This is a genomic window from Caulobacter sp. UNC279MFTsu5.1 (genome assembly GCF_900114015.1).
Classification (GTDB): Bacteria; Pseudomonadota; Alphaproteobacteria; order Caulobacterales; family Caulobacteraceae; genus Caulobacter.
This window is the reverse complement of sequence record NZ_FORN01000005.1, coordinates 123,243-146,440: the sequence shown is the minus strand read 5'-3', so window position 1 is coordinate 146,440 and position 23,198 is coordinate 123,243. Positions and strand designations below refer to the sequence as shown.

General features: G+C 71.8%; 22 protein-coding genes and 1 pseudogene. 5 read left to right on the top strand and 18 right to left on the bottom strand.

The annotated features are described in order from the left end of the window. Window positions 1-140: 140 nt before the first annotated feature. Window positions 141-605 carry a hypothetical protein gene (locus BM066_RS04360; RefSeq protein ID WP_255367468.1) on the top strand — a complete coding sequence of 155 codons (465 nt, stop codon included), beginning with the start codon at window positions 141-143 and terminating at the stop codon, window positions 603-605. A 20-nt stretch (window positions 606-625) separates the two neighbouring features. On the opposite strand, the gene BM066_RS04355 is transcribed toward BM066_RS04360, so the two are convergent. The 12 genes and pseudogenes from BM066_RS04355 to BM066_RS04305 form a co-directional block, all read right to left on the bottom strand. Beyond that, entirely contained in the window at window positions 626-2,032 is a 1,407-nt protein-coding gene (locus tag BM066_RS04355; RefSeq protein ID WP_089924508.1) for a sensor histidine kinase, read from the bottom strand. 103 nt (window positions 2,033-2,135) lie between these two features. Continuing rightward, a complete protein-coding gene (locus tag BM066_RS04350; RefSeq protein ID WP_089924506.1) occupies window positions 2,136-2,807 on the bottom strand; it encodes a response regulator transcription factor in 672 nt (223 codons plus the stop codon). A gap of 152 nt (window positions 2,808-2,959) precedes the next feature. Then, window positions 2,960-4,525 carry a trypsin-like peptidase domain-containing protein gene (locus tag BM066_RS04345; protein ID WP_089924504.1) on the bottom strand — a complete coding sequence of 522 codons (1,566 nt, stop codon included), beginning with the start codon at window positions 4,523-4,525 and terminating at the stop codon, window positions 2,960-2,962. A 145-nt stretch (window positions 4,526-4,670) separates the two neighbouring features. Continuing rightward, a complete protein-coding gene (locus BM066_RS04340; RefSeq protein ID WP_089924501.1) occupies window positions 4,671-5,126 on the bottom strand; it encodes a cytochrome c-type biogenesis protein in 456 nt (151 codons plus the stop codon). Between the two features lie 146 nt (window positions 5,127-5,272). Next, complete coding sequence (locus tag BM066_RS04335) at window positions 5,273-7,249, bottom strand: heme lyase CcmF/NrfE family subunit (RefSeq protein WP_089924499.1); 1,977 nt, start codon at window positions 7,247-7,249, stop codon at window positions 5,273-5,275. A 10-nt stretch (window positions 7,250-7,259) separates the two neighbouring features. Then, window positions 7,260-7,370: pseudogene (locus BM066_RS27315) on the bottom strand (hypothetical protein); the annotation flags it as partial. A gap of 27 nt (window positions 7,371-7,397) precedes the next feature. After that, complete coding sequence (gene ccmE / locus BM066_RS04330; protein ID WP_018061859.1) at window positions 7,398-7,898, bottom strand: cytochrome c maturation protein CcmE; 501 nt, start codon at window positions 7,896-7,898, stop codon at window positions 7,398-7,400. Beyond that, on the bottom strand, window positions 7,895-9,028 hold the full coding sequence (ccmI, locus tag BM066_RS04325) for a c-type cytochrome biogenesis protein CcmI (protein ID WP_018061860.1): 1,134 nt from the start codon (window positions 9,026-9,028) through the stop codon (window positions 7,895-7,897). The genes ccmE and ccmI overlap by 4 nt, the downstream gene beginning before the upstream one ends. 67 nt (window positions 9,029-9,095) lie before the next feature. Beyond that, window positions 9,096-10,436, bottom strand: coding sequence for a hypothetical protein (locus BM066_RS04320; RefSeq protein ID WP_018061861.1), 1,341 nt, complete (start codon window positions 10,434-10,436; stop codon window positions 9,096-9,098). Window positions 10,437-10,791: 355 nt separating this feature from the next. Next, complete coding sequence (locus BM066_RS04315) at window positions 10,792-12,174, bottom strand: ATP-binding protein (protein WP_018061862.1); 1,383 nt, start codon at window positions 12,172-12,174, stop codon at window positions 10,792-10,794. Window positions 12,175-12,196: 22 nt separating this feature from the next. Then, window positions 12,197-12,874 (bottom strand): response regulator transcription factor, encoded by a 678-nt coding sequence (locus BM066_RS04310; protein WP_018061863.1) that lies wholly within the window; start codon window positions 12,872-12,874, stop codon window positions 12,197-12,199. A 38-nt stretch (window positions 12,875-12,912) separates the two neighbouring features. After that, window positions 12,913-13,230, bottom strand: coding sequence for a PepSY domain-containing protein (locus BM066_RS04305; protein WP_018061864.1), 318 nt, complete (start codon window positions 13,228-13,230; stop codon window positions 12,913-12,915). 274 nt (window positions 13,231-13,504) lie between these two features. Between BM066_RS04305 and BM066_RS04300 the strand changes: the two genes are divergently transcribed. Further along, window positions 13,505-14,482 (top strand): hypothetical protein, encoded by a 978-nt coding sequence (locus BM066_RS04300; RefSeq protein ID WP_018061865.1) that lies wholly within the window; start codon window positions 13,505-13,507, stop codon window positions 14,480-14,482. A 45-nt stretch (window positions 14,483-14,527) separates the two neighbouring features. On the opposite strand, the gene BM066_RS04295 is transcribed toward BM066_RS04300, so the two are convergent. From BM066_RS04295 to BM066_RS04270, 6 genes are all read right to left on the bottom strand, one after another. Continuing rightward, complete coding sequence (locus BM066_RS04295; RefSeq protein WP_018061866.1) at window positions 14,528-14,770, bottom strand: AbrB/MazE/SpoVT family DNA-binding domain-containing protein; 243 nt, start codon at window positions 14,768-14,770, stop codon at window positions 14,528-14,530. 236 nt (window positions 14,771-15,006) lie between these two features. Continuing rightward, entirely contained in the window at window positions 15,007-15,942 is a 936-nt protein-coding gene (locus BM066_RS04290; RefSeq protein WP_018061867.1) for a DnaJ C-terminal domain-containing protein, read from the bottom strand. Between the two features lie 84 nt (window positions 15,943-16,026). Continuing rightward, window positions 16,027-19,839, bottom strand: a complete 3,813-nt coding sequence (locus BM066_RS04285) for a baseplate multidomain protein megatron (RefSeq protein WP_018061868.1) — start codon at window positions 19,837-19,839, stop codon at window positions 16,027-16,029. Between the two features lie 10 nt (window positions 19,840-19,849). Beyond that, on the bottom strand, window positions 19,850-20,293 hold the full coding sequence (locus BM066_RS04280; RefSeq protein WP_018061869.1) for an NlpC/P60 family protein: 444 nt from the start codon (window positions 20,291-20,293) through the stop codon (window positions 19,850-19,852). Window positions 20,294-20,403: 110 nt separating this feature from the next. After that, complete coding sequence (locus BM066_RS04275; RefSeq protein WP_018061870.1) at window positions 20,404-21,054, bottom strand: baseplate hub domain-containing protein; 651 nt, start codon at window positions 21,052-21,054, stop codon at window positions 20,404-20,406. After that, entirely contained in the window at window positions 21,054-21,686 is a 633-nt protein-coding gene (locus BM066_RS04270) for a DUF2460 domain-containing protein (RefSeq protein ID WP_018061871.1), read from the bottom strand. The genes BM066_RS04275 and BM066_RS04270 overlap by 1 nt, the downstream gene beginning before the upstream one ends. Before the next feature lie 66 nt (window positions 21,687-21,752). Here BM066_RS04270 and BM066_RS04265 point away from each other — a divergent pair, with 66 nt between their 5' ends. From BM066_RS04265 to BM066_RS04255, 3 genes are all read left to right on the top strand, one after another. Continuing rightward, the gene (locus BM066_RS04265) at window positions 21,753-22,316 is read left to right on the top strand and encodes a hypothetical protein (protein WP_018061872.1); all 564 of its coding nucleotides are present in this window, start codon (window positions 21,753-21,755) and stop codon (window positions 22,314-22,316) included. A gap of 65 nt (window positions 22,317-22,381) precedes the next feature. Beyond that, a complete protein-coding gene (locus tag BM066_RS04260) occupies window positions 22,382-22,840 on the top strand; it encodes a DUF805 domain-containing protein (RefSeq protein ID WP_018061873.1) in 459 nt (152 codons plus the stop codon). A 58-nt stretch (window positions 22,841-22,898) separates the two neighbouring features. Next, window positions 22,899-23,192, top strand: coding sequence for a GIY-YIG nuclease family protein (locus BM066_RS04255; protein WP_018061874.1), 294 nt, complete (start codon window positions 22,899-22,901; stop codon window positions 23,190-23,192). Window positions 23,193-23,198: the final 6 nt, after the last annotated feature.

Sequence of the window (23,198 nt, the reverse complement as noted above, 5' to 3'; positions counted from 1 at the left end):
ACATCTGTAACTTTTCAGAACTACAGACGTAAGCCGAACGCGGCGACAGGCGGGGCGAGACTATGACCTTCGTTCTCAGGATGCCGGCGGCGCGCGGCCGGCGAAGCCGGCGCAGGTCCCTGGCGGTCAGGATCTTCGACTTGAGCATCATAGTCCTGGTCGCCTTCGCCGTGGGGCTGATGGTGATGTTCACGGTCCAGTACGAGCTGAAGGTCGAGCCCAAGGCTCCGGCCACGGGCGCGCGGCTCGTCCACGCCAGGTCGATGGCGCGGGTGCGCTGGGCCAGCGTCAAGCCGCGGCTGATCGCCCGCCTGGCCCAGCCGCACGCCCTGGAGCTGGGCAAGGTCTGGGCGCGGCGCGACGGTCGGGTCTGCGGCCTGGTCAACGGCTGGGGCAGCTTTGGCGGCCTAACCGGCATGACCCGCTTCTACGCCCAGGGCGACGAGCCGGTGTTCAAGCAGGACGGCCGCCCCGACTTCGAGGAGGAATGGTGGGCCTGCAAGCGCGACCGCTATGTGGTCATCCGCGAGGGGTCCGAGGAAACGGGGTTCTGCCCGACCAAGCTGGGGCGAGAACGGTGTTTTGACGTGGTGTACGGGCGGTAGAGGGGGCGTCCCGCTTCGCCCTACTCCACCCGCGGCAACACCAGCGCCACCCGCAGGCCCGGACCGAAGCCGCCGTACTCGCCGGGCCCTTCGGCCAGCTCCAGCCGCCCGCCGTGCGAGGCGGCCACCGCCTGGACCAGCGACAGGCCCAGGCCCGCCCCAGGCTCGCTGCGGCTGTTCTCCAGCCGCACGAAGCGCTGGACGACCCGGGCGCGGTCGGCCTCGGGCACGCCGGGACCGGTGTCGGTGACCGAGAACTCCAGCTCGCCCGACGAGGTGCGCCGGGCCCGCAGCATCACCGCCCCGCCCTCGGGCGTATATTTGATGGCGTTGTCGAGGATGTTGGCCAGGGCCTGGGCGATGAATTCGCGGTTGCCGCGCACGCCCAGGGCCGGGACGATCTCGGCCTTGAAGTCCAGGCCCTTGTCCTCGCAGCTGGCCTCGTAGAGCTCGGCCATGTCCGAGGCCAGTTCGCTGGCGTCGAACACGGCCTGGTTCGGCGCCTCGCCTGCCGCCTGCAGACGGGCGATGGCCAGCACCGCGTTGAAGGTCTTGAGCACGCCGTCGGCGTCGACCAGGGCGGTCTCCAGGGCCGCCACCGGATCGCCCTTGCCGTTCTCGGCGTCGATCAGGGCCACTTCCATCCGGGCCCGCAGTCGGGTCAGGGGCGAGCGCAGGTCGTGGGCGATGGCGTCGCCGGCGTGGCGCAGGCCGCCCATCAGCCGCTCGATACGGTCGAGCATGTCGTTGAGGCCCTCGGCCAGCTCGTCATATTCGTCGCGGGTGCCGCGCACCCGGGCCCGGGCGTGCAGGTCGCCGGCCCGCACCGCGTTCACCACGTCGACCAGGCCCTGCATGCTGCGCGAGACGTTGCGGCTGATCAGCACCCCGCCGGCCAGACCCAGGATGATGACTAGCGCCCCGGCCCCGCGCAGGGCCCGGACGATCTTCATCACATAGCCTTCCGACTCCTGGACGTCGGCCCCGACGAACAGGGCCTCGCCGCCGCTGAGCCGCTCCTGCACCCCGCGCGCCGCGCGCTTGACCTCGGCGCCGTCGATGTCGGTCTCGGTGAGCTTGAAGGTCTCCCAGGTCGGCCCCGGGCCTGTGAAACCATCGATCGGCGATTCCTCGATCGAGCCGGAGATCCGCTTGCCGTCCTTGTCGAGCAGCAGGTACAGGAACGGCCGCTCGCCAGTGGCGCGCTCGACGATGGTCTGGTTCAGGGCGTTGACCCCGCCCACCCGGTAGGCGGCCTCCAGGCTCTCCATCTCGCGGGTGATGTCGGCGTCGGCGCGACGGTTCACCTCGCCGGCGGTGGCGATGTAGATGTAGCCGAGGAACGCGCTCGCGGCCGCCGCGAACAGCGCCAGGAACAGCAGGGTCAGCCGGAACGGCGTGGATCGGATCAGGCGCGGCAGGCGCATGGGTCAGCGAAACTCTTCAGGCGGAGCCTTTCTCCGCTAAGCCGTAGATGACCGCCCGGGGCGGCGCGAGCAAGTGAACCTCTGTTCACCCGCCCGCCCCCGCCTACGGATCGAGGCGGTAGCCCGCCCCGCGCACGGTCTGCAGCATGGCCCGGTCGAAGCCCTTGTCGATCTTCGAGCGCAGGCGGGAGATGTGCACGTCGATGACGTTGGTCTGCGGGTCGAAATGGTATTCCCACACCTTCTCCAGCAGCATGGTGCGGGTCACCGACTGGCCGGCGTGGCGCATCATGAATTCCAGCAGCTGGAACTCGCGGGGCTGCAGGTCGATCTCCTTGCCCTGGCGATGGACCGTCCGGTTGATCAGGTTCATCTCCAGCTCGCCGACCTTCAGGGTCGTGGCCACGGCGCCGGTCTCGCGGCGGCGCGACAGGGCGTCGACCCGGGCGATCAGTTCGGCGAAGGCGTAGGGCTTGACCAGGTAGTCGTCGGCCCCGGCCCGCAGGCCGGTGACGCGATCGTTGATCTCGCCCAGGGCCGACAGGAACAGCACCGGCGTCTGGTCGCCCTCGCGGCGCAGGGTCTCGACCACCTCGACACCGTTCTTCTTGGGCATCATCCGGTCGACGATCATCACGTCGAACTTGCCCTTGCCCGCCTCGGTCAGGCCGGCCTCGCCGTCGGGCGCGTGGACGCAGTCGTAGCCGGCCTCGGTCAGGCCGTGGCGCATCGCCTGCGCCGCTTCGAGGTCGTCCTCGATGATCAGAATACGCATGCCCAATCCTCAGACCTTGCCCCAGATGCACGAAAGGGCGCCACCGTGCGAATCGATGACGCCCTCTATCGTGTTGTCATCACGTCCCGGCGATGGTGACGTGATCCGCGCGCGGGCGAAAGCCCCCGCGTATCGTCGTTACCCTGACGCCCCTACGGCGCGATCTTCAGCGGCACGATCGTGGGACGACCGGCGCGGACGATCCGCAGGTTGACGCTGGGACGCTGCAGCTTCTTGGCCGCTTCGACCGCCGACGACACCTGGGCGGCCGACGAGACCGGATCGCCGTTGACGCTGGTCAGGACGTCGCCCTTGCGCAGGCCCTTTTCGCCGGCGTCGGAATTGGCCTTCACGCCGTCGATCAGCACGCCCTTGACGGCCGGGTCGATGCTGTAGGTGCGGCGGGCCGCCTCGTCGATCGGGACCAGGGTCATGCCCAGGGCTTCCGACTTCTGGACCTGCGGCTTGGCCGGCGCGTCGGCGCCGCCCTCCTCGCCGTCGTCGTCGTTCAGCGACAGTTCCTTCTCGGTCGGACGCACGCCCGACTTGATCTCGATCATGCGGGGCTTGCCGCCGCGCAGGACCGACAGCTTCAGGGTGTCGCCCGGACGGCCCTTGGCCACTTCGCGGGTCAGCTCCGAGCTGTTCTTGATCTCCACGCCGTTGACGGCGGTGATCACGTCCTCGGGCATCAGGCCGCCCTTCTGGGCCGGACCGCCGGCCACCAGGTCGGCGACGATCGCGCCCTTGACGTCGCCCAGGCCCTGGGCGTCGGCCATTTCCTTGGTGAAGGGCTGGATCTGCGCGCCGATATAGCCGCGCACCACCTTGCCGCCGCTGATCAGCTGCTTGGCGGTGGCCTCGGCCACATCGGCGGGGATGGCGAAGCCGATGCCCACCGAGCCGCCGGTCGGCGAGAAGATCGCGGTGTTGACCCCGATCACCCGGCCGTAGATATCGAACGACGGGCCGCCCGAGTTGCCACGGTTGATCGGCGCGTCGATCTGGATGTAGTCGACGAAGGTCGACGAGCTGTCGCCCAGGTCGCGGTTATAGGCCGAGATGATGCCGGCCGTGGCGGTGCCGCCCAGGCCGAACGGGTTGCCGATGGTGATCACCCAGTCGCCGACCCGCGGCTTGGCCTGGTTCTCGAAGTTCACGAACGGGAACGCCGCGCCCTTGGCCTTGGGATCGACCACCTTGAGCACCGCCAGGTCGGTGCCCTCGTCGCGGCCGACGATGGTGGCCTTCAGCTCGCGGCCGTCCTTCAGCACGACATTGATGCCGTCGTCGTCGGCGTCGGCCACGACGTGGTTGTTGGTCACCAGATAGCCGTCGGCCGAGATGAAGAAGCCCGAGCCGGAGGACTGCTGCTTGGGACCCGGGGCCTCTTCGCCGTCCTCGCCCTTCTGGCCCTTGGGCACGATGTCGAAGCCTTCCAGGCCGGGGATGCGCAGGCGCGGAGCCGCGGCGGCCTTGGACGTCACGTCGATCTGCACCACGGCGGGCGAGACCTGTTCGAAGATGTCGGCGAACGACATCGGCGCGCCGGGCGGCGGCGCGAACATCGGGGCGGGAGCGCCCGAGGTGCGGATCACCTGGGCCGGCTCGGCCGCGCCCGCGGGGGCCATGCGCATGCCCACTCCGGCCAGCGCCGCGCAGGCCACGCCCGCGCCGGCCACCGCACCGACAAAGAAACCAGACTTCCTAGCAGCCATCGTACGTCTTTCCTCACCCACGGCGCGCGGCGCCGGGTCCTTGGCCTGAGAACCTAGTTGCGCTGGCGAAAGGCGCAATGGTCTTCGAAGAGATCATGCGTCCACGCTCAAGATGGTCTTGCGGCGTCTTCGCGGCGCAATCGTGTCATTCGTCCTTCAACAACACCTGAAGACGCGCCTCTTCCACCTGAGAAAGCGCCTGCGTATCTTCACCGTCCGCCGCAGACGCGGTTCGCCGGCGCAGCAGCAGCACCATCAGCACGCCGCCCAGGATCAGCGCAATCCCTGGCGTGGCCCAGAGCAGGGCGTTGCCGGCCGAGAACGGCGGCTTGAGCAGCACGAACTCGCCGTAGCGCTCGACCAAGAACGCGCGGATCTGCGGGTCGCTGCGTCCCTGCTTCACTTGGTCGCGCACGATGGAACGCAGATCGCCCGCCAGGGCGGCCTCGGAATCGTCGATCGACTCGTTCTGGCAGACCAGGCAGCGCACCTCGCGGAAGATCGCGCGGGCCCGGGCTTCCTGGACGGGATCGGGCAGGCGCTCGGCCGGATCGGCGGCGGCGCCGGCGAGGCATGCCGCCGCCGCAAGCGCCACAAGCATGCCCCGCCCCTTCTCCCCTTGCGGGAGAAGGTGTCGGCGCAGCCGACGGATGAGGGGTCGCACGACCAGATCGGAGAAACCCCTCATCCGACCCGCTACGCGAGCCGCCTTCTCCCGCAAGGGGAGAAGGACCGAGAACACCGGCCTCATGCCGCCTTCTCCGCCTTCCGCGCCACGCCGAACCGCAGGCGGCGGTCCGACAGCGAGACCAGGCCGCCGATGGCCATGACCAGCGGCCCCAGGAAGATCAGCCGCACCCACGGATTGACGAAGGCCCGCACCAGCCAGGCCGGCTGGCCGCCCTGCCCCGCCCGGCGCTCGCCCAGCACCACATAGAGATCGTCCAGCACCTTGGGGCAGATCGCCACCTCCGAGGTGGTCTGCTTGCCGGTCGGATAGAAGCGCCGCTCGGGCCGGGCCTCGCAGACCGGCGCCCCGGCCCTGGTGATCTTCACGATCCCGCGCTCGGCGATGTAGTTGCTGCCCTCCACCGTGCCGACGTCGGTCAGGGCCAGTTCGTAGGCGCCCAGCTTCAGTTGCCCGCCAAGGCTCAGGGCCTGGGCCGCCTCGACCCGCCAGGTGGTCTCGAACGACGCGCCCAGCACGAAGATCCCGAGGCCGGCATGGGCCAGGGTCGTGCCCCAGGCGCCGCGCGGCAGGCCCGTGAGCCGGCGGCGAACCTCGGCCCAGGGGGCGCGGAAGGCCTTGACCCGCTCGGCCAGCTCCAGCACCGCCCCGCCGATCAGCCAGAAGCCGACCACCAGCCCGGCGCTGGCCAGGGCGCTGCGCGGGGCGACGACGGCGAAGGCGACCAGGCCAAGGATCGCGGCCAGGGCCAGGGCCAGCCACAGACGGCGCACCACCAGCCGGGCGTCGCCGCGCTTCCAGGCCAGCAGCGGCCCGGCCGGCAGCACGGCCATGGCCAGCACCATCAGAGGAACAAAAGTTAGATTGAAGAACGGCGCGCCCACCGACACCGCCTCGCCGTCGGTCGCCTCGCGGATCAGCGGGAACAGGGTGCCCACCAGCACCACGGCCGTGGCCGTCGACAGGATGATGTTGTTCAGGACGATGGCGCTCTCGCGGCTGACCGGGGCGAACAGGCCGCCGCTGTTCAGGCTGGGCGCGCGCAGGGCGAACAGCACGAAGCCGGCTCCGGCCGTGATCCCCATGATGGTCAGCAGCAGAATCCCCCGCGTCGGGTCGACGGCGAAGGCGTGGACGCTGGTCAGCACGCCCGAGCGCACCAGGAAGGCGCCCAGCATCGAGAAGGTGAAGGCCGCCAGGCCCAGGAACACCGTCCAGCCCGGCAGGGCGCCGCGCTTTTCCAGCACCACGGCCGAATGCAGCAGGGCCGAGCCGATCAGCCAGGGCATGAAGCTGGCGTTCTCGACCGGGTCCCAGAACCACCAGCCGCCCCAGCCCAGCTCGTAATAGGCCCAGAAGGCGCCCAGGGTGATGCCGACGGTCAGGAAGCTCCAGGCCGCCAGGGTCCAGGGCCGCACCCAGCGCGCCCAGGCCGCGTCGACCCGGCCCTCGATCAGGGCGGCCATCGAGAACGAGAACACCACCGAAAAGCCGACATAGCCGCAGTAGAGGAACGGCGGGTGGAAGGCCAAGGCCGGGTCCTGCAGCAGCGGGTTCAGCGACGCGCCCTCGACCGGGACGTCGACCAGCCGCGCCAGCGGGTTGGAGGCGAAGACGGTGTAGGCCAGGAACAGGACGCCCAGCGCGCCTTGCGTCGCCACGGCGTAGGCCCGCAGGCGCGGCGGCAGGGCCTCGCCGAAGCTGGCCACGGCCGCGCCGTAGCCGGTCAGCACCAGGCACCACAGCAGCATCGAGCCCTCGTGGCTGCCCCAGGCGCCGGCCACCTTGTAGAGCATCGGCTTGGCGGTGTGGGAATTGGCCGCCACATTGGCCACCGAGAAGTCCGACACCACGAAGGCGTGGACCAGGGCCAGGAAGGCCAGGGCCGTGCACAGGAAGGCGCCGACCGCCGCCCCGCGCCCGGCCCCGGCCAGCAGCGACGAGCGCCGCGCGCCGCCGACCGCCGACAGAATCAGCTGCAGGGCCGACAGGACCAGGGCCAGGACCAGGGCGTAGGCGCCGAATTCGGTGATCATGAGAGACCTCTCCTTCTCCCCTTGCGGGAGAAGGTGGCCTGCGAAGCAGGTCGGATGAGGGGGCGCGCGGACGGGTCTGAGAGACCCCTCATCCGTCGCTGCGCGACACCTTCTCCCGCAAGGGGAGAAGGAAGGAGGCGAGCCGACCTCACGTCGTCGGCTTCCCGGGCTTGTAGCCCTGATACGACGGCGCCTGGCCGTCACCGCGCCACTCGCCCTGTTCCTTCAGGGCCTTGGCGACCTCGCGCGGCATGTAGCGCTCGTCGTGCTTGGCCAGCACCTGCTTGGCGACGAAGGCCCCGGACGCGTCGAAAGCCCCGGAGGCCACGACGCCCTGCCCTTCGCGGAACAGGTCCGGCAGGTCGCCCTTGTAGCGGACCAGGGCGGTGGAGCGCTGGTCGGCGACCACGAACTCGACCAGGCCGTCCGGATGCTTGACGACACTGCCGGCCTTGACCAGCCCGCCCAGCTGCACCTTGCGGCCGGCCGGCACATGGGCGGCGGCGGCCTGGGCTGGGGTGTAGAACAGCGAGATGGCGTCGCGCATGCCCCACAGGGCCAGGCCGACGGCCAGGGCCACCACCGGGGCGGCGACGGCCAGGACGGTCAGGCGGCGGCGCGCCTTACGGGATTTGGGCAGGAAACTCATGGCTGGGCCTTCTGGGCGGGAGTCCCTTGGGCGGGTGTTTGGGCGGCCTGGCGCAGGGCGGCCAGCACCTTGGGCTGATCCTTGTAGCGCGCCTGGGCCTTGGCCAGCGTCGCATCGCGGCGGCCGGCGTCGCCCAGCACGGCGTAGGCCCGCGTCAGCTTGATCCAGCCATCGGGATCGTCGGGATTGGCTTCGAGCTTGGCCGCCAGGCTGGCGACCATGCCCCGGATAAAGCCTTCGACATTGGAGCCCTCCGCCTCGGCCGGTTGGCCAGTCGGCGCGGCCTCGGCGCGCAAACCGCCGTCGGCCTGGACCTGGGCGATCTGGTGGCCGAAGCCCATGCGGCGCGGATCGTTCTGCGGCAGGTCGGCCAGCAGGGCCTTCCAGTCGGCCAGGCCGCCCTGGACGTCGCCGTCGGCGATCCGGGCCAGGCCCAGGTGGTAGCGGGCGCTGACGTTCTTCGGGTCGCGCTTCAGGGCCTCGGCGAAGGCCTTGCGGGCGTCGGTCCCGATCTCGCCCTGGCCGTCGGCCACGAAGGTCTCGCCCAGCCCGACCCACAGGTCGGCGCGGTCCGGGGCCAGGATCACGGCGCGGCGCAGGGCCTGGGACGCGCCGGTGGCGTCGCCGGCCGCCATCCGGGCCAGAGCCAGGTTCTTCAGCGGCTCGGGATCGGTCGGGCGCTGGACGGCGATCTGCTCCAGCACGGCGGCGATCTTGCGCGGCTCCAGCTGGGCGGGATCGGTGTTGCGCCATTCGGCCACGCGCTTGAGGAACGGCTGGTCGGCCAGGCCCGGCGCGCCGACCAGCCCGTAGAGCCCGACGGCCAGCAGCGGGGCGGCGGCGGCCAGGGCCAGGACCAGCGGCCGCAGCCTGGGATTGGCCGGCGGCCACGGCGCCTGGTGGTCGGCGGCGGCGAGCAGCCGGCGGCCGGCCTCGGCCCGCGCGCCCTTCAGCTCGGCGTCGGCCAGCAAGCCCCGCTCGGCCAGGTCGTCGATCTCGGACAGCTGCCGCCGATGCACGGCCAGGCTGGCGTCGTCGCTCACGCCCAGCGACGCCCGCGCGGCGCCGCGCAGCATCAGGGCGGCGACGACGGCCGACAATCCCGCCGCGGCGATCCAGAAAGCGATCATGAGCGCGTGTTAGCGGGGAAACGGGGCCGGCCGTTAGCGAAAAAATCGCTTAAGGGGCGCGGCGGCCCTAAGCCGCCGCCGCCATCGCCGCCGCGGCCCGGCGGCGGACAATCTCGGCGGTCTTCTCGTCGCGGCTGTAGGCGATGTAGCCGGCGGCCAGGTCGACATAGAGGCGCGCCAGGCCCTGGTCGCCGCCGTCGCCGGTGCGCACGATGTGCAGGATGTCCTCGATGTACTGGTCCAGGCGGCCGTTCAGCTTTTCCAGCACCTTGGCGCGGCTGGCGCCGTAGCCGCTCTGGGCGGCGCAGCCGCGGATCTCGGCGATGAACACCAGCACCGCCGTCAGCCGCCGGGTCTGGTCCGCGTCGGGCTCGGCCGTCAGCTGCGGCACGCCCTTGCCCTTCTTGCCGCCGAGGATCGAGATCGGCCGCAGCGGCAGGGCCGCCAGCAGCTCCTTCTCGGCCGCGTTCATCCGCGCCTCGACCGCCTGGGCGACGGCCTGCTTGTGCTTGGCGATGCGCCGGCCCCAGGGACCGTCCTTGGCCAGGTTCACCGACTGCTCGACCTCGGTGATCTGCTGGGCGGTCCTTTGGGCGGCGCCGGCGGCCCGGCGGCCCTCGGCCTCGCCCTTGGCCAGGTCGAAGCTCGAGATGAAGTCGATGTTCTTCTCGATGTCGGCCAGCACCCGCTCGCCGAACACCCCGACCTCCGACGAGGCCCAGAACTTGTCGTTCGGCCGGTCCATGACCGCCGAGATCACCCGCAGGATCCGCCAGTCGTCCGGCAGGTGGGCGGCCAGCATCTCGAACAGCAGCGGCCCCGCGTCCGGGCGGATGGCGCAGGCGTCCTTGTAGGCCAGCCGGGCCGAGGAGGCGCGCTCCTCGCTCATCTTGCTGACCCATTCCTGCAGCCTGGGCAAGGCGGCGCGGACGATGACCGACAGCTCCAGGCACGAGGCCAGCTCGTCGATGTCGCAGAGGGCGTCCAGCGCCTGGAAGCCCGCCTCGGTCTGGGCGCGCAGGCCCCGTGCGGCGATCTTGCACAGTTCGTTGAAGACGTCGGGCGGGCCCTGCTCCAGGTCCCACGGATTGCAGCGCGCCGCGGCCTCCTCGACCTTCTTCGGCGCCTGCTGCTTGAGGGCGGCCCACAGCAGGGTCAGGACGCGGGGCGGGAACGCGGTCTGCTCGGCGCCGCGGGCGGCGCACAGCGGGACGATCGGGGCCAGCACGCTGTTGCGGACATAGCGGGCGGCGACCTCGTCCTCGACCAGGCCGCGCACGGCCGCCAGCGCGCCCTGCCCGCCGGCCGGACCGGCCAGGGCCAGCTCGAGGCTGCGCAGCGCGGCGTCGGGCGCGGTTTCCACCAGCTTCCGGACCATCAGCAACTTGTTGGCGGCGATCGCTGCCATAACCCCCCACCGGACGGGCCCGCTCCGGGCCGCGTCAACCATGTCGCCAACGAGGTTAAGACTTTCCGAAACCATAAGTTTTCGCGGCGCGAACGACAGCGTCGAAAGGTCGCTGCCGGTGTTCGCCGGCGGCCGCGAAATGTTGGGTTGTGCGGATAGGTGGATTTACTCTCCTTCCCCGTGAAACGGGGGAGGTGGCGCGCCGCGAATACGCGGCGGGATGGAGGGGCCGTCGGAGAGGTTCGACGATCTGGTTGCGATATTCACGGAGGAGCGGAACGGCCTGGACGCCCCCTCCGTCACGTCGCCTATCGGCGCCGCGCCACCTCCCCCGCTGCGCGGGCGAGGAGAAGCGTCATCCCTCCGACCGCGGCAGCACCAGGGTCACCCTCAGGCCGCCCAGCGGCGAGGCGCCCAGGGTGACCGAGCCGCCGTAGGCGCGGGCCAGTTCGTCGACGATCGACAGGCCCAGGCCCGAGCCGGGCGTGTGCTCGTCCATCCGCTGGCCGCGCTTGAGGGCGTCGCTCCAGCGGTCGGGCGGCAGGCCGGGGCCGTCGTCGTCGACGGTCAGGGTCATCCGCTCGGGCGAGCTGGCCACGGCCTCGGCCCGCACCTTGCCCTTGCACCACTTGCCGGCGTTCTCCATCACGTTGCCGGCCAGCTCCATGAAGTCCTGGCGCTCGCCCTGGAAGCACAGGTCCTCGGGGCACCGCCAGTCGATCTCCACGCCCTTGTCCTGGAAGATCCGCTCCAGGGTCACGGCCAGTTCGTCCATGATCGGCTCGACCGGCGTGCGCTCGCCCGAGGTCTGGGAGCGGGCGGCGGCGCGCGCCCGGCGCAGGTGGTGGTCGACCTGCTCGCGCATGGTCTGGGCCTGGCGCTCGACCACCTCGGCCAGGGCGCCGGGCCGCTGGCCGGCCTCGGTCAGCATCACCGACAGCGGGGTCTTCAGGGCGTGGGCCAGGTTGCCGACGTGGGTGCGCTGGCGCTCGACCACCTCCTGGTTATGGGTCAGCAGGGCGTTCAGCTCGACGGCCAGCGGGGCCAGCTCCTCGGGATAGGTCCCTTCCAGCTTCTCGGCCTTGCCGCGCCGCACCGAGGCCACCTCGCGCCGCAGGCGGAACAGCGGCAGCAGGCCGACCCGCACCTGCACCACCACCGCGGCGATCAAGCCGACGCCCAGGATGACCAGGGCCAGGCTGGTGATGCGCCCGAAGCGGTCGGCGTCGGCGTCGATCGGCGAACGGTCTTCGGCGGCGATGAACACCACCGGCCGCGGATAGCCCGGCAGCCGGGCCAGCAGGGCGGCGGCCCGCAACGGCCGGTTCTGCGGGCCCTTCAAGTCGAAATAGAGCGTCTTGCCCGGCTCCGACATCAGCCGCTCGGACTGCTCGACGGGGATCGTCAGGTCACTGTCGAACAGCGAGCGCGAGCGCTCGACCACGTTCAGCCCGCCGCCCCCGGCCGGCTGGTCGAAGATCGTCCAGTAGCGGCCGGAATAGGCCCGGGTGGCGCGGATGTCGGTCAGGACTGGGGCCTTCAGCACCCCGTCCTCGACGGTCGAGCCGGCATAGAGGTCGTCGGTCAGCACGGCCAGCGACTGGTCGAACCGGCGGATCGCCGCGTCGCGGAACTGGGCGGTCAGGAAGACCCCCGCCAGGACCAGCACCACCAGGTTCCAGGCCGCGGCCAGCAGCACCAGCCGCCGGACCAGCGAACGCTTGCTGAGGTCCCACACGGCTAGGCGCTCCCGCGGGGGATCACTCGCTGGTCTCGCCTTCCAGCGGCGTCAGGCGGTAGCCCAGGCCCCGCACGGTCTCGATGCGGTCGCTGCCCAGCTTCTTGCGCAGCCGGCCGATGAACACCTCGATGGTGTTGCTGTCGCGGTCGAAGTCCTGGTCGTACAGGTGCTCGACCAGCTCGGTGCGGCCGATCACCCGGCCCTGGTGCATCATCATGTAGTGCAGCAGGCGGTATTCCAGCGAGGTCAGGCGCAGCGGCTCGCCGTTGACGCTGGCCCGGGCGGCGCGCGGGTCCAGGCGCAGGCCGCCGCACGACAGGGTCGGCGAGGCGTGGCCGGACGAGCGGCGCAGCAGGGCGCGCAGGCGGGCCAGCAGCTCCTCGGTGTGGAAGGGCTTGGTCAGGTAGTCGTCGGCGCCCGCGTCGAAGCCCGCGACCTTCTCGTTCCACGAGCCGCGCGCGGTCAGGATCAGCACCGGGGTGGCGACGTTGCCGCGCCGCCAGCGCTCCAGCACCGAGACGCCGTCCACCTTGGGCAGGCCCAGGTCCAGCACCACGGCGTCGTAGGGTTCGGTCTCGCCCAGGAACTGGGCCTCCTCGCCGTCGGCGGCGTGGTCGACGGCGTAGCCCGCGTCGCCCAGGGCCAGCTTCAGCTGGCGCGACAGGTCGGGATCGTCTTCGACAAGCAGGATGCGCATGGAGGGGCCTTCCGTCTCGTGACGCTGAACATAGGAACTTAGTCGGCGCTGAGGATCTGACCGGTCCGGGCGTCGACGATGAAGTCGATGCGGCGGCCGTCGGTCGTGGCCCAGCGGACGCGGTAGTTGGGGCCTTCCAGGCCGGCGTCGAGCACGCGGCCCGGCGTGCGGCGGCCGATCTGCTCGATCACCCGGCCCAGCGGCACCAGCTGGCCCGACTGCACGCCCCCACGCGCCTGGTCCTGCCGGGCGCGCCAGTCGGCGCCCAGCGAGTCCGGGCCGCGCTGGGCGGACGCTGCGCCCGGGAGAGCGGCGGCGGCCAGAACGGCGGCGAAGAGGAAATGGATCGGCTTCATGGACTCCGGTTTAGAGCGCTGCGGCTGAATAGAGGCTGAACACGGCCGTTATGGACGGGCAACGTCGTTATGTCACGGATTCGGCGAACGAAAGCCCAGCTTGGCGTCATCCGGCCGATCCCGGCGCGGAAACGCCGGAGACGGCGCTTGCGTCACGGGCTTGCCAGTCAAATAACGCGGTTCTAGCGTGCAATCCTCGCGTGCAAGGCGGTGGATTGCAGCCGAACGCCTCGACGCGACGTCGGGTCCTGGAAGGTCTTTTTGGGGAAAGCGCATGCGGCGGTCTGGACATCTGCGCGGCGCGGCCCTGGCTTGCGGCCTGGCCTTGGGCCTGGCGGGCCTGGCGGGCCTGGCCGCGACGGCCGCCGCCGACACGCCGCCGCCGTCCAGCATCACCCCGACTCCGGCCGACGGCGTGATCCAGGCCGTCGGGATCCAGCCCTCGAAGCTGGGGGCCAACGCCGCCCAGCTGACCTTCCTGCCGACCGGCGCTCCCGGCCCGGTGGTGCTGACCGTCGACCGGCCGGCCGACAAGCAGGCCCTGGGCCTGGGCGCCCGGCCCGGCGACCGGGTCTGGCTGACCGTGGACGATCCGTTGAATCCCCAGCGCGTGGTGCAGATCACCCGGGTGGCGCGGCCCGTGCCGGCCCTGCAGCGGACGATCGCCCTGGCCGCCGCCTTCGCGGTGATCGCCGCCTTCGCCAGCCTGGCCACCGCCGGCCGGCCCTGGCGGTTCCTGGTCGGCAACGACAACCGCATGAGCAATTCCCAGACCCAGATGGCGCTGTGGTTCGGCGTCGTGGCCATGGTCTACGGCGCCACCCTGATCCTGCGCGCCTGGTTCCTGGGCTGGGAGTTCATGGGCGGCATCTCGATGACCACCAACGTCCTGGCCATGACCGGGCTTTCGGGCCTGTCGTTCGGCGCCGCCAAGGTGGTGGCCGTGCAGAAGGACGCGAGCGCGGCCGCCGCCGCCGACGCGACCGCCGCCGCCCCGGCCGCCCGGCCCCGCTTCGCCGACCTGGTGCTCAACGACTTCGGCGCGGCCGACCTGGGCGACTTCCAGATGATCCTGATCAGCAGCGTGGCCACGGTGATCTTCGCCGCCGCCAGCTGGGAGTTCCTGACCGTGGTCGACATCGTCCGCACCACCCAGCTCCCCGACGTCGACACCGCCCTGCTGGGCAGCTTCGGCATCGGCCAGGGAGCCTATCTGATCAAGAAGGCGGCGCTGCCGAACGGGGTGGGGTGAGGGGCTCATCAAGTCAAGGTCACCCAGTTTCTGGCATAAGGGCCATCACCAAGTCTCCTGGTCGATAGCCTGACCGCAGCTCTCGTCATCGGGAAAGGTTTCGGGCCGCGTGTCCGCCACCAGTTCGTCCAAGGTATAGGTTGGACCGCAGACGGGTTCGATGACGATACGCCCATTCTCCTCGCGCAGATCGACCGCCTGATCGACGCTCAACGAGGCGGCGGCCATCACAGATGCGGGAATGCGCACAGCGGCGCTATTGCCCCATTTCTTGATCAGCAAGCGCATCGTGGCTCCTCGACGCCGCCGTAACATCACGCCCCGAACCCGCCGGGGGCTTCAGTCCCTACCAGTCCGCCAAAGCCGTGCAGTGTGAGGCCAACCTGACGGACCAGCGCGCCCGCCGGGTCGCCGCGGTGACCCAGTGCATCAAGCGCATCCTATCAGATCAGCCAACTGACGCTTTTGAAGCTTGCCTGGCCCAGCTTGCGCCGATGGCGACGCGCCCGAACTAGGTCGAGTCCCTACCGCCGCTTCGGCGCATACGGCCGCTTCTCCCGCCACGTCTCCGCGAACTTCTCCAGCTCCGCGTCCGGGCCTTCCGGCAGGGTCACCACCAGCCGCGCGAACAGGTCGCCGCGGTGGCCCTTGGCGTCGGCCAGGCCGCGGCCCTTCAGCCGCAGCTTGGCGCCGCTGTTGGAGCCCTTGGGGACGGTCAGGGTCACCGGGCCGTCGGGGGTGGGGGCCTCGACCTTGCCGCCCAGCACCGCGTCGGGAACGGTGATCGGCAGGTCCATGACCAGGGCGCCGTTCTCGGGCCGATAGATCGGGTGCGGCTTGATGGCCAGCTCGATCAGGGCGTCGCCCTGCCCGCCCCGGCCCGGGCTGCCTTGTCCTTTCAAGCGCAGCGTCTGGCCTTCCTGGGCGCCGGCCGGGATGGTCACGTCGATCGTGCGGCCGTCCGAGAAGGCCACGCGCTTCTTGCCGCCCTTGATCGACTCTTCCAGGTCGATGTCGAGCCGGGCGCGCACGTCCGCCCCCTTGGCCGCGAAGCCGCCGCCGAAGCCCGCCCCGGCCCCCGCGCCGCGATTGCGGCCCAGGATGTCGCCGAACAGGTCGTTGAGGTCGATCTCCGGACCCTCGCCGCCGCCGCTGCTGCGGAAACCGCCGCCGCGTCCGCCGAAGCCGGCCCCGAACGGCGAGCCGCCGGCGCCGAAGCCGCCGCGCATGGTCTCGCGGCCGTCTGCGTCGATCTCGCCGGCGTCGAACTTCTTGCGCTTGTCGGCGTCGCCCAGGATGTCGAAGGCGGCGCTGACCTGCTTGAACTTCTCCTCCGACTTCTTGTCGCCCTTGTTGGCGTCGGGGTGATGCTGCTTGGCGAGCTTGTGGAACGCCTTGCGGATTTCCGCCGCGCTCGCGGTGCGGGAAACGCCAAGCTCCAGATAGGGGTCGCGCGCCAAGGAGGCTCCTCACGTCAGTTCAAAAAGGCGAACGCCTCAATTAGGCCGTTCGGCGCGGCGCGCAAGCGTTATGTTGCATTATTATCACAGCAAGATCCGCGACACGGCGCCCCAGCCGAACAGGGCCGAGCCTTGGGCGACTCTGACAGCCAGGGCCCCGGTCGGTCCAGCGGGGAAATCGACGGCCCGTTGGGCGGCGGTGTAGGTGAAGCTCGGCGTCGCCGTTTCGGCCGCGCGGATCACGGTCTGGCCGTCCAGGATCTCGACGCGGTAAACCTCGCGCTCCTCGCCCAGCGGGACCTCGGCCTCCCAGCCGTCGCCGGCCAGGCGGGCGCGGCGGATCCAGGTGACGACGGTGTCGCCGCCCTGGGTCCGCGCCCGCAGGTGGGCTGGCGACCACGGCCGGGCCGACAGGCCGCGCCAAGTCTCGGCCGTCTGGCTCATCGACGGCCCCGAGGCCGGGCCGCCGGCCGGGGCGGCGCGCCATACCAAGGGCAGGCCGCGCTCGGCCGGGACCAGATCGGCGCGGACCAGGGCCTCGTCCAGCACCACCACCGCCGCCCCGGCCGGGGTCAGGGCGGCCATGGCCGGATCGCTGCCGGCCTGGCCGCGCAGCAGGCCCGACAGGACCCAGGCGTCGCCGCCGACCGGCTCGGCGGTCAGGAACTGGAGGATCTCCCATTCACCGGCCGCACCGCGCACGGCCAGGGCGTTGGCGCCGGCCAGAACCGTTGAACGGTCGCGGCTGACGGGCGCCGAGCCCTCCAGCCGCACGGTCAGGCGCGTGGCGCGGTCGAAGCGGTGCAGCGGCCCGGCCGGCAGGTCCGACAGCGTGACGCCCACCGTGGCCGGCGCGGCGGCCGTGGCCCGCGCGCGCAGGGCCTCGACGCCGACGCCGGCATGGATGTCGAAGGCCCGCCAGGGCGAGGCGGCCACCGCCAGCAGCGGCCGCTCGTCCATCTGGCCCGGCAGGTCCAAAACGTGCAGCACGGGCGGCCCCGGAACCTCGCGCGGCGCGGCGGGCGACCAATCCAGGTCGCCGTGGACCCGCACCGGATCGGCCGCCGGCGCCAGCTGGGCGCGGGGATGCTCGTCCAGGTCGATCCGCGTCACCCGCCAGGTCGCGCCGTCAAGCGCCAGCCGGTCGCCAGGCTCCAACCGCAGGGCGGCCAGGGGCGACAGGTGGACGGTCGCCTCGCGCGGGTCGGCGGCGGCCAGCAGCCGCTCGGCCACGCCCCGGGCGTCGGCGGCGGCCAGCACCAGCGGCGCGTCGAGGTCGGCGCTCCCCTCCCCGCCGTCGCGGCGGACGATCACCGAACCGGTCTGGTAGTCGCGGGCGGCGTCGATGAAGCGCAGGCGCAGGGCCTGGACCGGGGCGGCCAGGGTGCGGGCGGTGCTCAGCGGGGCGGGCCGATCCTCCGGCCAGGCCAGGTCGTCGTCGCCGAGGGTCAGGACCGCCGCGCCCGAGCGGCCGGCCAGGGCGACGCCGTCCTGGCGCTCGACGGGGTCCAGGGCGAAGGCCTCCAGCAGCGGGGCCAGGGCGTCGCGCAGCCGCATTGGCCGGTCGACCACGTAGCCGACGACCGAGCCGCCGGCCTCGCCCGGGTCGATCGCCGCGCCGGCCCGCTGGGCCAGGGCTGCAATCAGCTCCGGGAGGGGAGCGATCCCGGCCCGGCCGTTCAGCCAGTGCCCCAGGGTCCAGTTGGGCCCGTCGGCCCAGATGGCGCTCCGGGCCGGGAAGTCGGGGAATGGCCGGGCGTCCCAGCACCAGGCCGCCGCGCCCGCGATCATCGGCCCGCCATAGACCGGCGAGACCGGATTGGCGGCCGGGTCGGCCAGGTGGGCCAGCACCGCCTCCAGCGCCCGCCGCTGGCCGACCTCGTCGCGGGTCCCGTCCGAGAACGGCGGCAGGGCGCTCTCGGCGCTCTTCTGATCGACGAACAGGTTCGGGGCGTTGGCGCCCTTGTCGACCGCGCCGCAGCCGAACTCGACCAGCCGCAGCGGCTTGGACCGCGGGACCCAGGCGGTCGGCGTCGCGGCGCGCACGCCGCCGGGACGGTTGAAATGCGGCTTGCTCCACCACGACAGCAGGTCCTTGGGCCGGAACACCCAGGGCTCGCCATGGGCGCCGTCGGCGATCGGGGTGCGGACCTGGGCCGCCCGCGCCGCGTCGGAGGCGTAGAACCAGTCGTAGCCCTCGCCGCCCGCGAGGTTGGCGCGCAGGTAATCCACGTCGTGCGGCCCGCCCGCCCCCGCGTCCAGGTGGTCGTCGCCGTCGCGCCAGTCGGCCATCGGCGGGTAGAAGTCTATGCCGACGAAATCGATGTTGGCGTCGCTCCACAGCGGATCGAGGTGGAAGTGGACGTCGCCGGAGCCGTCGGCCGGCTGGTGGCCGAAATATTCGCTCCAGTCGGCGGCGTAGCCCAGCTTCGTCGCCGGCCCCAGCAGGCCGCGGACCTCCCCGGCCAGGCTCTTCAGCGCACTCACGGCCGGATAGGACGAGGCCCCGTCGCGCACCGTGGTCAGGCCGCTCAGCTCCGAGCCCAGGATGAAGCCGTCCACCCCGCCCGCCAGCTGGGCCAGCTTGGCGTAGTGCAGCAGCATCCGCCTCAGGCCCCAGTCGCCGGCCGGACCGCTGTAGGTCGGCAAGCCGTCCGCCGCCCCGAACTGGCCCGCCGTGGCCGCGCCGAAGAAGCCGGCGACCTGGGCCCCGGCGGCGGCGGTCCTGTCCGGCGAGCCCGGCCGGCCGGCGGCGGGGTGGCAGGTGATCCGGCCACGCCAGGGATAGGCGCCCTGCGCCGCGCCGCCGTACGGATCGGGCAGGCCGTTGCCGGCCAGCACGTCCATCAGCACGAACGGATAGAGGGTCACCTTCAGGCCGCGCCGCTTCAGCTCGGCGATGGCCTGCAGCACGGCCCGGTCGGCCGGCGTGCCGCCATAGGCCGGGCCGCCCCCGTTCCGCGAGACCACGGCGGCGTCGGCGCGGTCGACGCCGTTCACCCGCCAGTCGAACGGGATCGTCGTCTTGGCCGCCTGCTCGACCTTGGGCCGGATCGAACACGACCCGCAGCGCAGGTCGTCGCCGAACCAGGCGACCACCAGGGTCACCTCGTCCACGTTGGGCAGCTGGGCCTGCAGCTGGTCCAGCGACACCACCAGGTCGGGACGTCCCTCGGTATTGTTCAAGGTCTCGGCCGTGGTCCGGGTCAGGCCGTCGCGGCGCATCACCAGGTCGGTGGCGTAGACGAACTCGCCCGCGCCGGGGATCAGGCAGACGCCCTTCAGGCGTTCCTCCAGGCCCGCCGGCGCGCCGGCGGCGCGCGGCCGATGGAACACCTCGAACGACAGCTGCGGCGGCCGGTTGCCGTAGGCCCCCAGCGGCAGATCCTCGAACACTACATAGGCAGTGCCGCGATAGGCCGGCGCCTCGCCCTCCACGGCGGCGATCAGGGCGTCCGGGACCTGGTCCTCGGCCCCGGTGTGGACGCGCATGACCACCCCGGCCATGTCCATCGGCTTGCCGTCGGCCCAGACCCGGCCGATCCCGTCGATCGGCCCCTCGCAGACGGCGACGGCGAACGACAGGCTGTAGGCGGCGCTGGTCGTGCGGCTCCCCTTGCCGCCGCCGCCGGACCGGCCGTCGATCCAGCGCTCCTTGAACCGCGCCGCCCAGATCACCTGGCCGGCCACGCGAGCCCGGCCGAACACCGCCGCCATCGGCGCGCCCTCGGCGGCGCCCGACAGCCGCAGCTCGGGGATGCGCGGCCCGACCCGGCGGGCCGGGGTCAGGGCGTCGATCGCCGCGCTGTCGATCGCCGCCCCGACCGCCAGGCCGATCGCGCCGCCGACGGGTCCCGCCACGGCCGTGCCGACGGCGGAGAGAATGACCTGGGCCATGAGGTGTCCTTCAGGGTTCGGGAAAGCGAAAGGCGCCGACCAGCCGCGCGCGCCACCAGCGGCCCAGCCAGCTCTCGACGCAGGCGCGGCCCCAGTAGGCGTGGATCATCCGCTCGTCCGCCGAGCGGATCGCGCAGTGCCGGGCCGGCGCGTCCGGGGCCATGCGGAACAGCAGCACGTCGCCCGGACGGGTTGCGGCCGAGTCCAGCGAGATCAGCCGGCGGTCCAGCGCCTCGCGCAGCAGCTCGCGCCCGCCCAGCTCGGCCCAGTCCGGGCGGTAGGGCGGCGGGGTTTCCGGCTCGGCGCCGTGCAGGGCCCGCCAGACGCCGCGCACCAGGCCCAGGCAGTCGCAGCCGACCCCGCGCAGCGAGGCCTGGTGCTGGTAGGGCGTGCCCAGCCACAGGCGCGCTTCGTGCAGGGCGCGCTGGCGGGTTGAGTCGGAGGCGGCGATCACTTGCCCCCTACGGATCGCTTCGCGATCGTCTTCCCCCAGAGGGGGAAGAGCGCTCCGCCCCCTCGCCGCGACAGACCGCGAAGCGGTCAGGCGGGGGCAAGTGCGGTCCCTCACCGCCGCCCGCCGTCATTGCGCTCGCCCTCGCCGGGGTACAGCGTGAGAAAATCCTCGCCCGGCGCGGTCGGAAAGCCCCGGAAGTTCAGGCCGTTGCCGAACCTCTCTCGGCAGGTGATCCAGCGCTTGTCGCAGGTCGCGCCCGGGAAGGCCGCGACGTCGACCCCGCAGCGGGCGTCGCCGAACGCTGCGTCGCATGACCGGCCGAAGGTGCGGCCGGCCACGCGGTCCAGCGCCGCCAGCGGTCCCTCCAGGGCCAGGGTGAAGGCCCCGCCCTCGGCCTTGGCCGCCGCCACGCGGGCCGACCACAGCCGCACGCTCAGGCCGGGCGCCGACCAGTCGACGAGCCGGCACTCCACCCGCGCCCCGTCATAGAGCCCGGCCGCCAGGTCGGCCTCCGACAGCGCCGCGTCGTCGAAGCCGCCGACCGCTGCGGCCTGGCCCGGCGACAGGCCGGCCGCCGTCTCGGCCGCCCCGGCGGTCCAGCCGCTGGCCGCCTTGCACGAGACGCCCTCGACCACGAGGTCGCGGTCATGGTCGGTGAAGCCCAGCACCGCGCCATCGGCCCGGGTCAGAATCCAGGCGTGGCACAGGCCGGCCGCCCCGCTCTCCAGGCGGTCGGCCAGGTCGGGAGGAACCGCGCGCATCAGACCCGCACCTCGACCAGCGCCACGGCCCCGACCCGGGCGGCGTTGAAGCTTTCCAGGGTCACGTCGATGCGGTCGCCGTCGAAGCGCACCGGCACGTCGAACTCGAAGCCGGCGGTGACCGCCGCCCCGGCCGCCGGGGCGGTCGCCAGGGTCACCAGGCCCGTGGCCGGGTCGACCGCGAAGGCCCCGGCCGCCAGGGCGAGACCGGCCACCGCCACCTTGACCGTGCCGGCCACCGGCTTGGCGATCGGCCGGACCACCGCCGTCGGGCCGGTCCCATAGGTCTTGACCAGGGCGAAGGTCTTGCGGACCCCGTCGCCGGTCCCGATCGCCTGGTCGGTGGCGGCCGGGGCCTGGGACGGCGCGCACGACCGGCAATCGGCCGGGTCGCGGAACCGGAAGCCGTGCAGCCGCCCGCGCCGCGCCTCGAAGAAGGCGACCAGCTCGGCCGCGTCGTCCAGCGGGCGCACGGCCGTGCCGATCAGGTAGCGCCGCCGCCCCTGGCTCCAAGGGCTGGACCGCCGCTCGAAGCCGGAGGCCAGGGTCGTCACCTGGGTCCGCCGCTCGACCCCGCCGGTGCAGCCGAAGGCCAGGCGCGCGGGCAGGCGCGTCTCGTGGAACGCGGTCATGGCGCCGCTCCTTGCATGTGAGTGAATATTCACTTATAGAACGCGAAAGCCCGGAGAAACCCGCCGATGCGCGTCCTGTCCCTGCTGTTCGATCCCCGCGGCGCCATCGACCGGCGCGCGTTCTGGTCCGGCCTGCTGCAGCTGACGGCCATCAGCATGACGGTCTATGTCGGGCTGATCCGGTTCGGCCCCGACGTGGCGCCAGCCGCCCTTCCCGTGATCGGCGAAGCGTTCGCCGTCGGCGGCGTCGCCAGCCACGCCTACGGCGCCGTCGCGCCCGACGTTCCGCTGGTCGCGTCGATCCTGATCGTCGCCGCGCGCTTCTACGCCACGGCCTGCCTGCTGCTGAAACGGTCGCGCGACGCCGGCTGGGGCGCCGGCCCGCCGGTCGCCTTCGGCCTGGCCGGTCTGCTGATCCACGGGGCGATGGGCCTGTGGGCCTATGCGCTGTTCGGCGACGGCATGGCGGTGATCGTGCCGATCTTCGCCGACATGGCGGCCGCCGCGCTGTTCGGGGCCATCTTCCTGGCCTCGACCGGCGCCCGCCCCTCCGCCTCGGAAAGACCGCGTGACGGCCGGGCCGAGACGACGCCGCGACGCCGGCGACCGGAGGTTAAACCCGCGTCATGACCTGCAATTCACTTAAGTCGCGCGTGTCCCGGCCCTAATCTCAGCCTCGAGATTGGGAGCTGGAAATGGACTGGAAATCACTGTTCTTCTCGGCCGAGGGCCGTATCGGCCGCCAGGTGTTCTGGATCGGCTGGCTGATGCTGCTGGGCGCCCACGTGGTGGCCGGCTGGATCCCGCTGATCGGCCAGGTGATCGCGCTGGCCGCGATCTTCGCCTGGGTCTGCCTGTGCACCAAGCGCCTGCACGACATGGGCCGCAGCGGCTGGTGGCAACTCGTGCCGATCGTGCTGGGACCGGTGCTGATCGTCGGCTCGGCCCTGTCGATCGGCTTCAGCGCGATCCTGGGCGACATCACCAACACCGACACCGACTGGGCCGCCCTGGCCGGGGTCGGCGGCCTGCTGGTCAGCGTCGCCATCGCCTTCGCCGCGGTGGCCGCCTTCACCCTGTGGGTGGGGATCGCCGAAGGCCAGCCGGGCGAGAACCGCTATGGCGAACCGCCGCTGACGCCGATGGTGGTGTAGGGACAAAAACGCGAGTTTTTCAGCTTTCCCCACCGTCCAGGCGGTGGGGAAATGCCGCATGGCTTTCTACTGCTACATCGTCGCCAGCCAACGAAACGGCACGCTCTACATCGGCTCCACCGATGATCTGCCCCGCAGACTCGAAGAGCATCGACAGTATCTCCGCGACGGCTTCACGGCGAAGTACGGCTGCACGATCCTGGTCTGGTACGAGGTGTTCGAGACCCGCGAAGACGCGTTTCGCCGCGAACGACGGATCAAGGAATGGCGACGGTCCTGGAAGCTGATGTTGATCGAGGCCGACAATCCGACTTGGCGGGATCTGTCGGCCGATCTGAACCTCAACGCCTGACTATAA

Coding starts and splice junctions, on each gene's coding strand:
- BM066_RS04265 (WP_018061872.1), top strand. CDS start 21,753: ATGCGCGTCCTGTCCCTGCTGTTCGATCCCCGCGGCGCCATCGACCGG.
- BM066_RS04335 (WP_089924499.1), bottom strand. CDS start 7,249: ATGATCACCGAATTCGGCGCCTACGCCCTGGTCCTGGCCCTGGTCCTG.
- BM066_RS04300 (WP_018061865.1), top strand. CDS start 13,505: ATGCGGCGGTCTGGACATCTGCGCGGCGCGGCCCTGGCTTGCGGCCTG.
- BM066_RS04320 (WP_018061861.1), bottom strand. CDS start 10,436: ATGGCAGCGATCGCCGCCAACAAGTTGCTGATGGTCCGGAAGCTGGTG.
- BM066_RS04275 (WP_018061870.1), bottom strand. CDS start 21,054: ATGCGCGCGGTTCCTCCCGACCTGGCCGACCGCCTGGAGAGCGGGGCG.
- BM066_RS04305 (WP_018061864.1), bottom strand. CDS start 13,230: ATGAAGCCGATCCATTTCCTCTTCGCCGCCGTTCTGGCCGCCGCCGCT.
- BM066_RS04310 (WP_018061863.1), bottom strand. CDS start 12,874: ATGCGCATCCTGCTTGTCGAAGACGATCCCGACCTGTCGCGCCAGCTG.
- BM066_RS04260 (WP_018061873.1), top strand. CDS start 22,382: ATGGACTGGAAATCACTGTTCTTCTCGGCCGAGGGCCGTATCGGCCGC.
- BM066_RS04340 (WP_089924501.1), bottom strand. CDS start 5,126: ATGCTTGTGGCGCTTGCGGCGGCGGCATGCCTCGCCGGCGCCGCCGCC.
- ccmI (WP_018061860.1), bottom strand. CDS start 9,028: ATGATCGCTTTCTGGATCGCCGCGGCGGGATTGTCGGCCGTCGTCGCC.
- BM066_RS04350 (WP_089924506.1), bottom strand. CDS start 2,807: ATGCGTATTCTGATCATCGAGGACGACCTCGAAGCGGCGCAGGCGATG.
- BM066_RS04285 (WP_018061868.1), bottom strand. CDS start 19,839: ATGGCCCAGGTCATTCTCTCCGCCGTCGGCACGGCCGTGGCGGGACCC.
- BM066_RS04270 (WP_018061871.1), bottom strand. CDS start 21,686: ATGACCGCGTTCCACGAGACGCGCCTGCCCGCGCGCCTGGCCTTCGGC.
- BM066_RS04345 (WP_089924504.1), bottom strand. CDS start 4,525: ATGGCTGCTAGGAAGTCTGGTTTCTTTGTCGGTGCGGTGGCCGGCGCG.
- BM066_RS04255 (WP_018061874.1), top strand. CDS start 22,899: ATGGCTTTCTACTGCTACATCGTCGCCAGCCAACGAAACGGCACGCTC.
- ccmE (WP_018061859.1), bottom strand. CDS start 7,898: ATGAGTTTCCTGCCCAAATCCCGTAAGGCGCGCCGCCGCCTGACCGTC.
- BM066_RS04295 (WP_018061866.1), bottom strand. CDS start 14,770: ATGCGCTTGCTGATCAAGAAATGGGGCAATAGCGCCGCTGTGCGCATT.
- BM066_RS04355 (WP_089924508.1), bottom strand. CDS start 2,032: ATGCGCCTGCCGCGCCTGATCCGATCCACGCCGTTCCGGCTGACCCTG.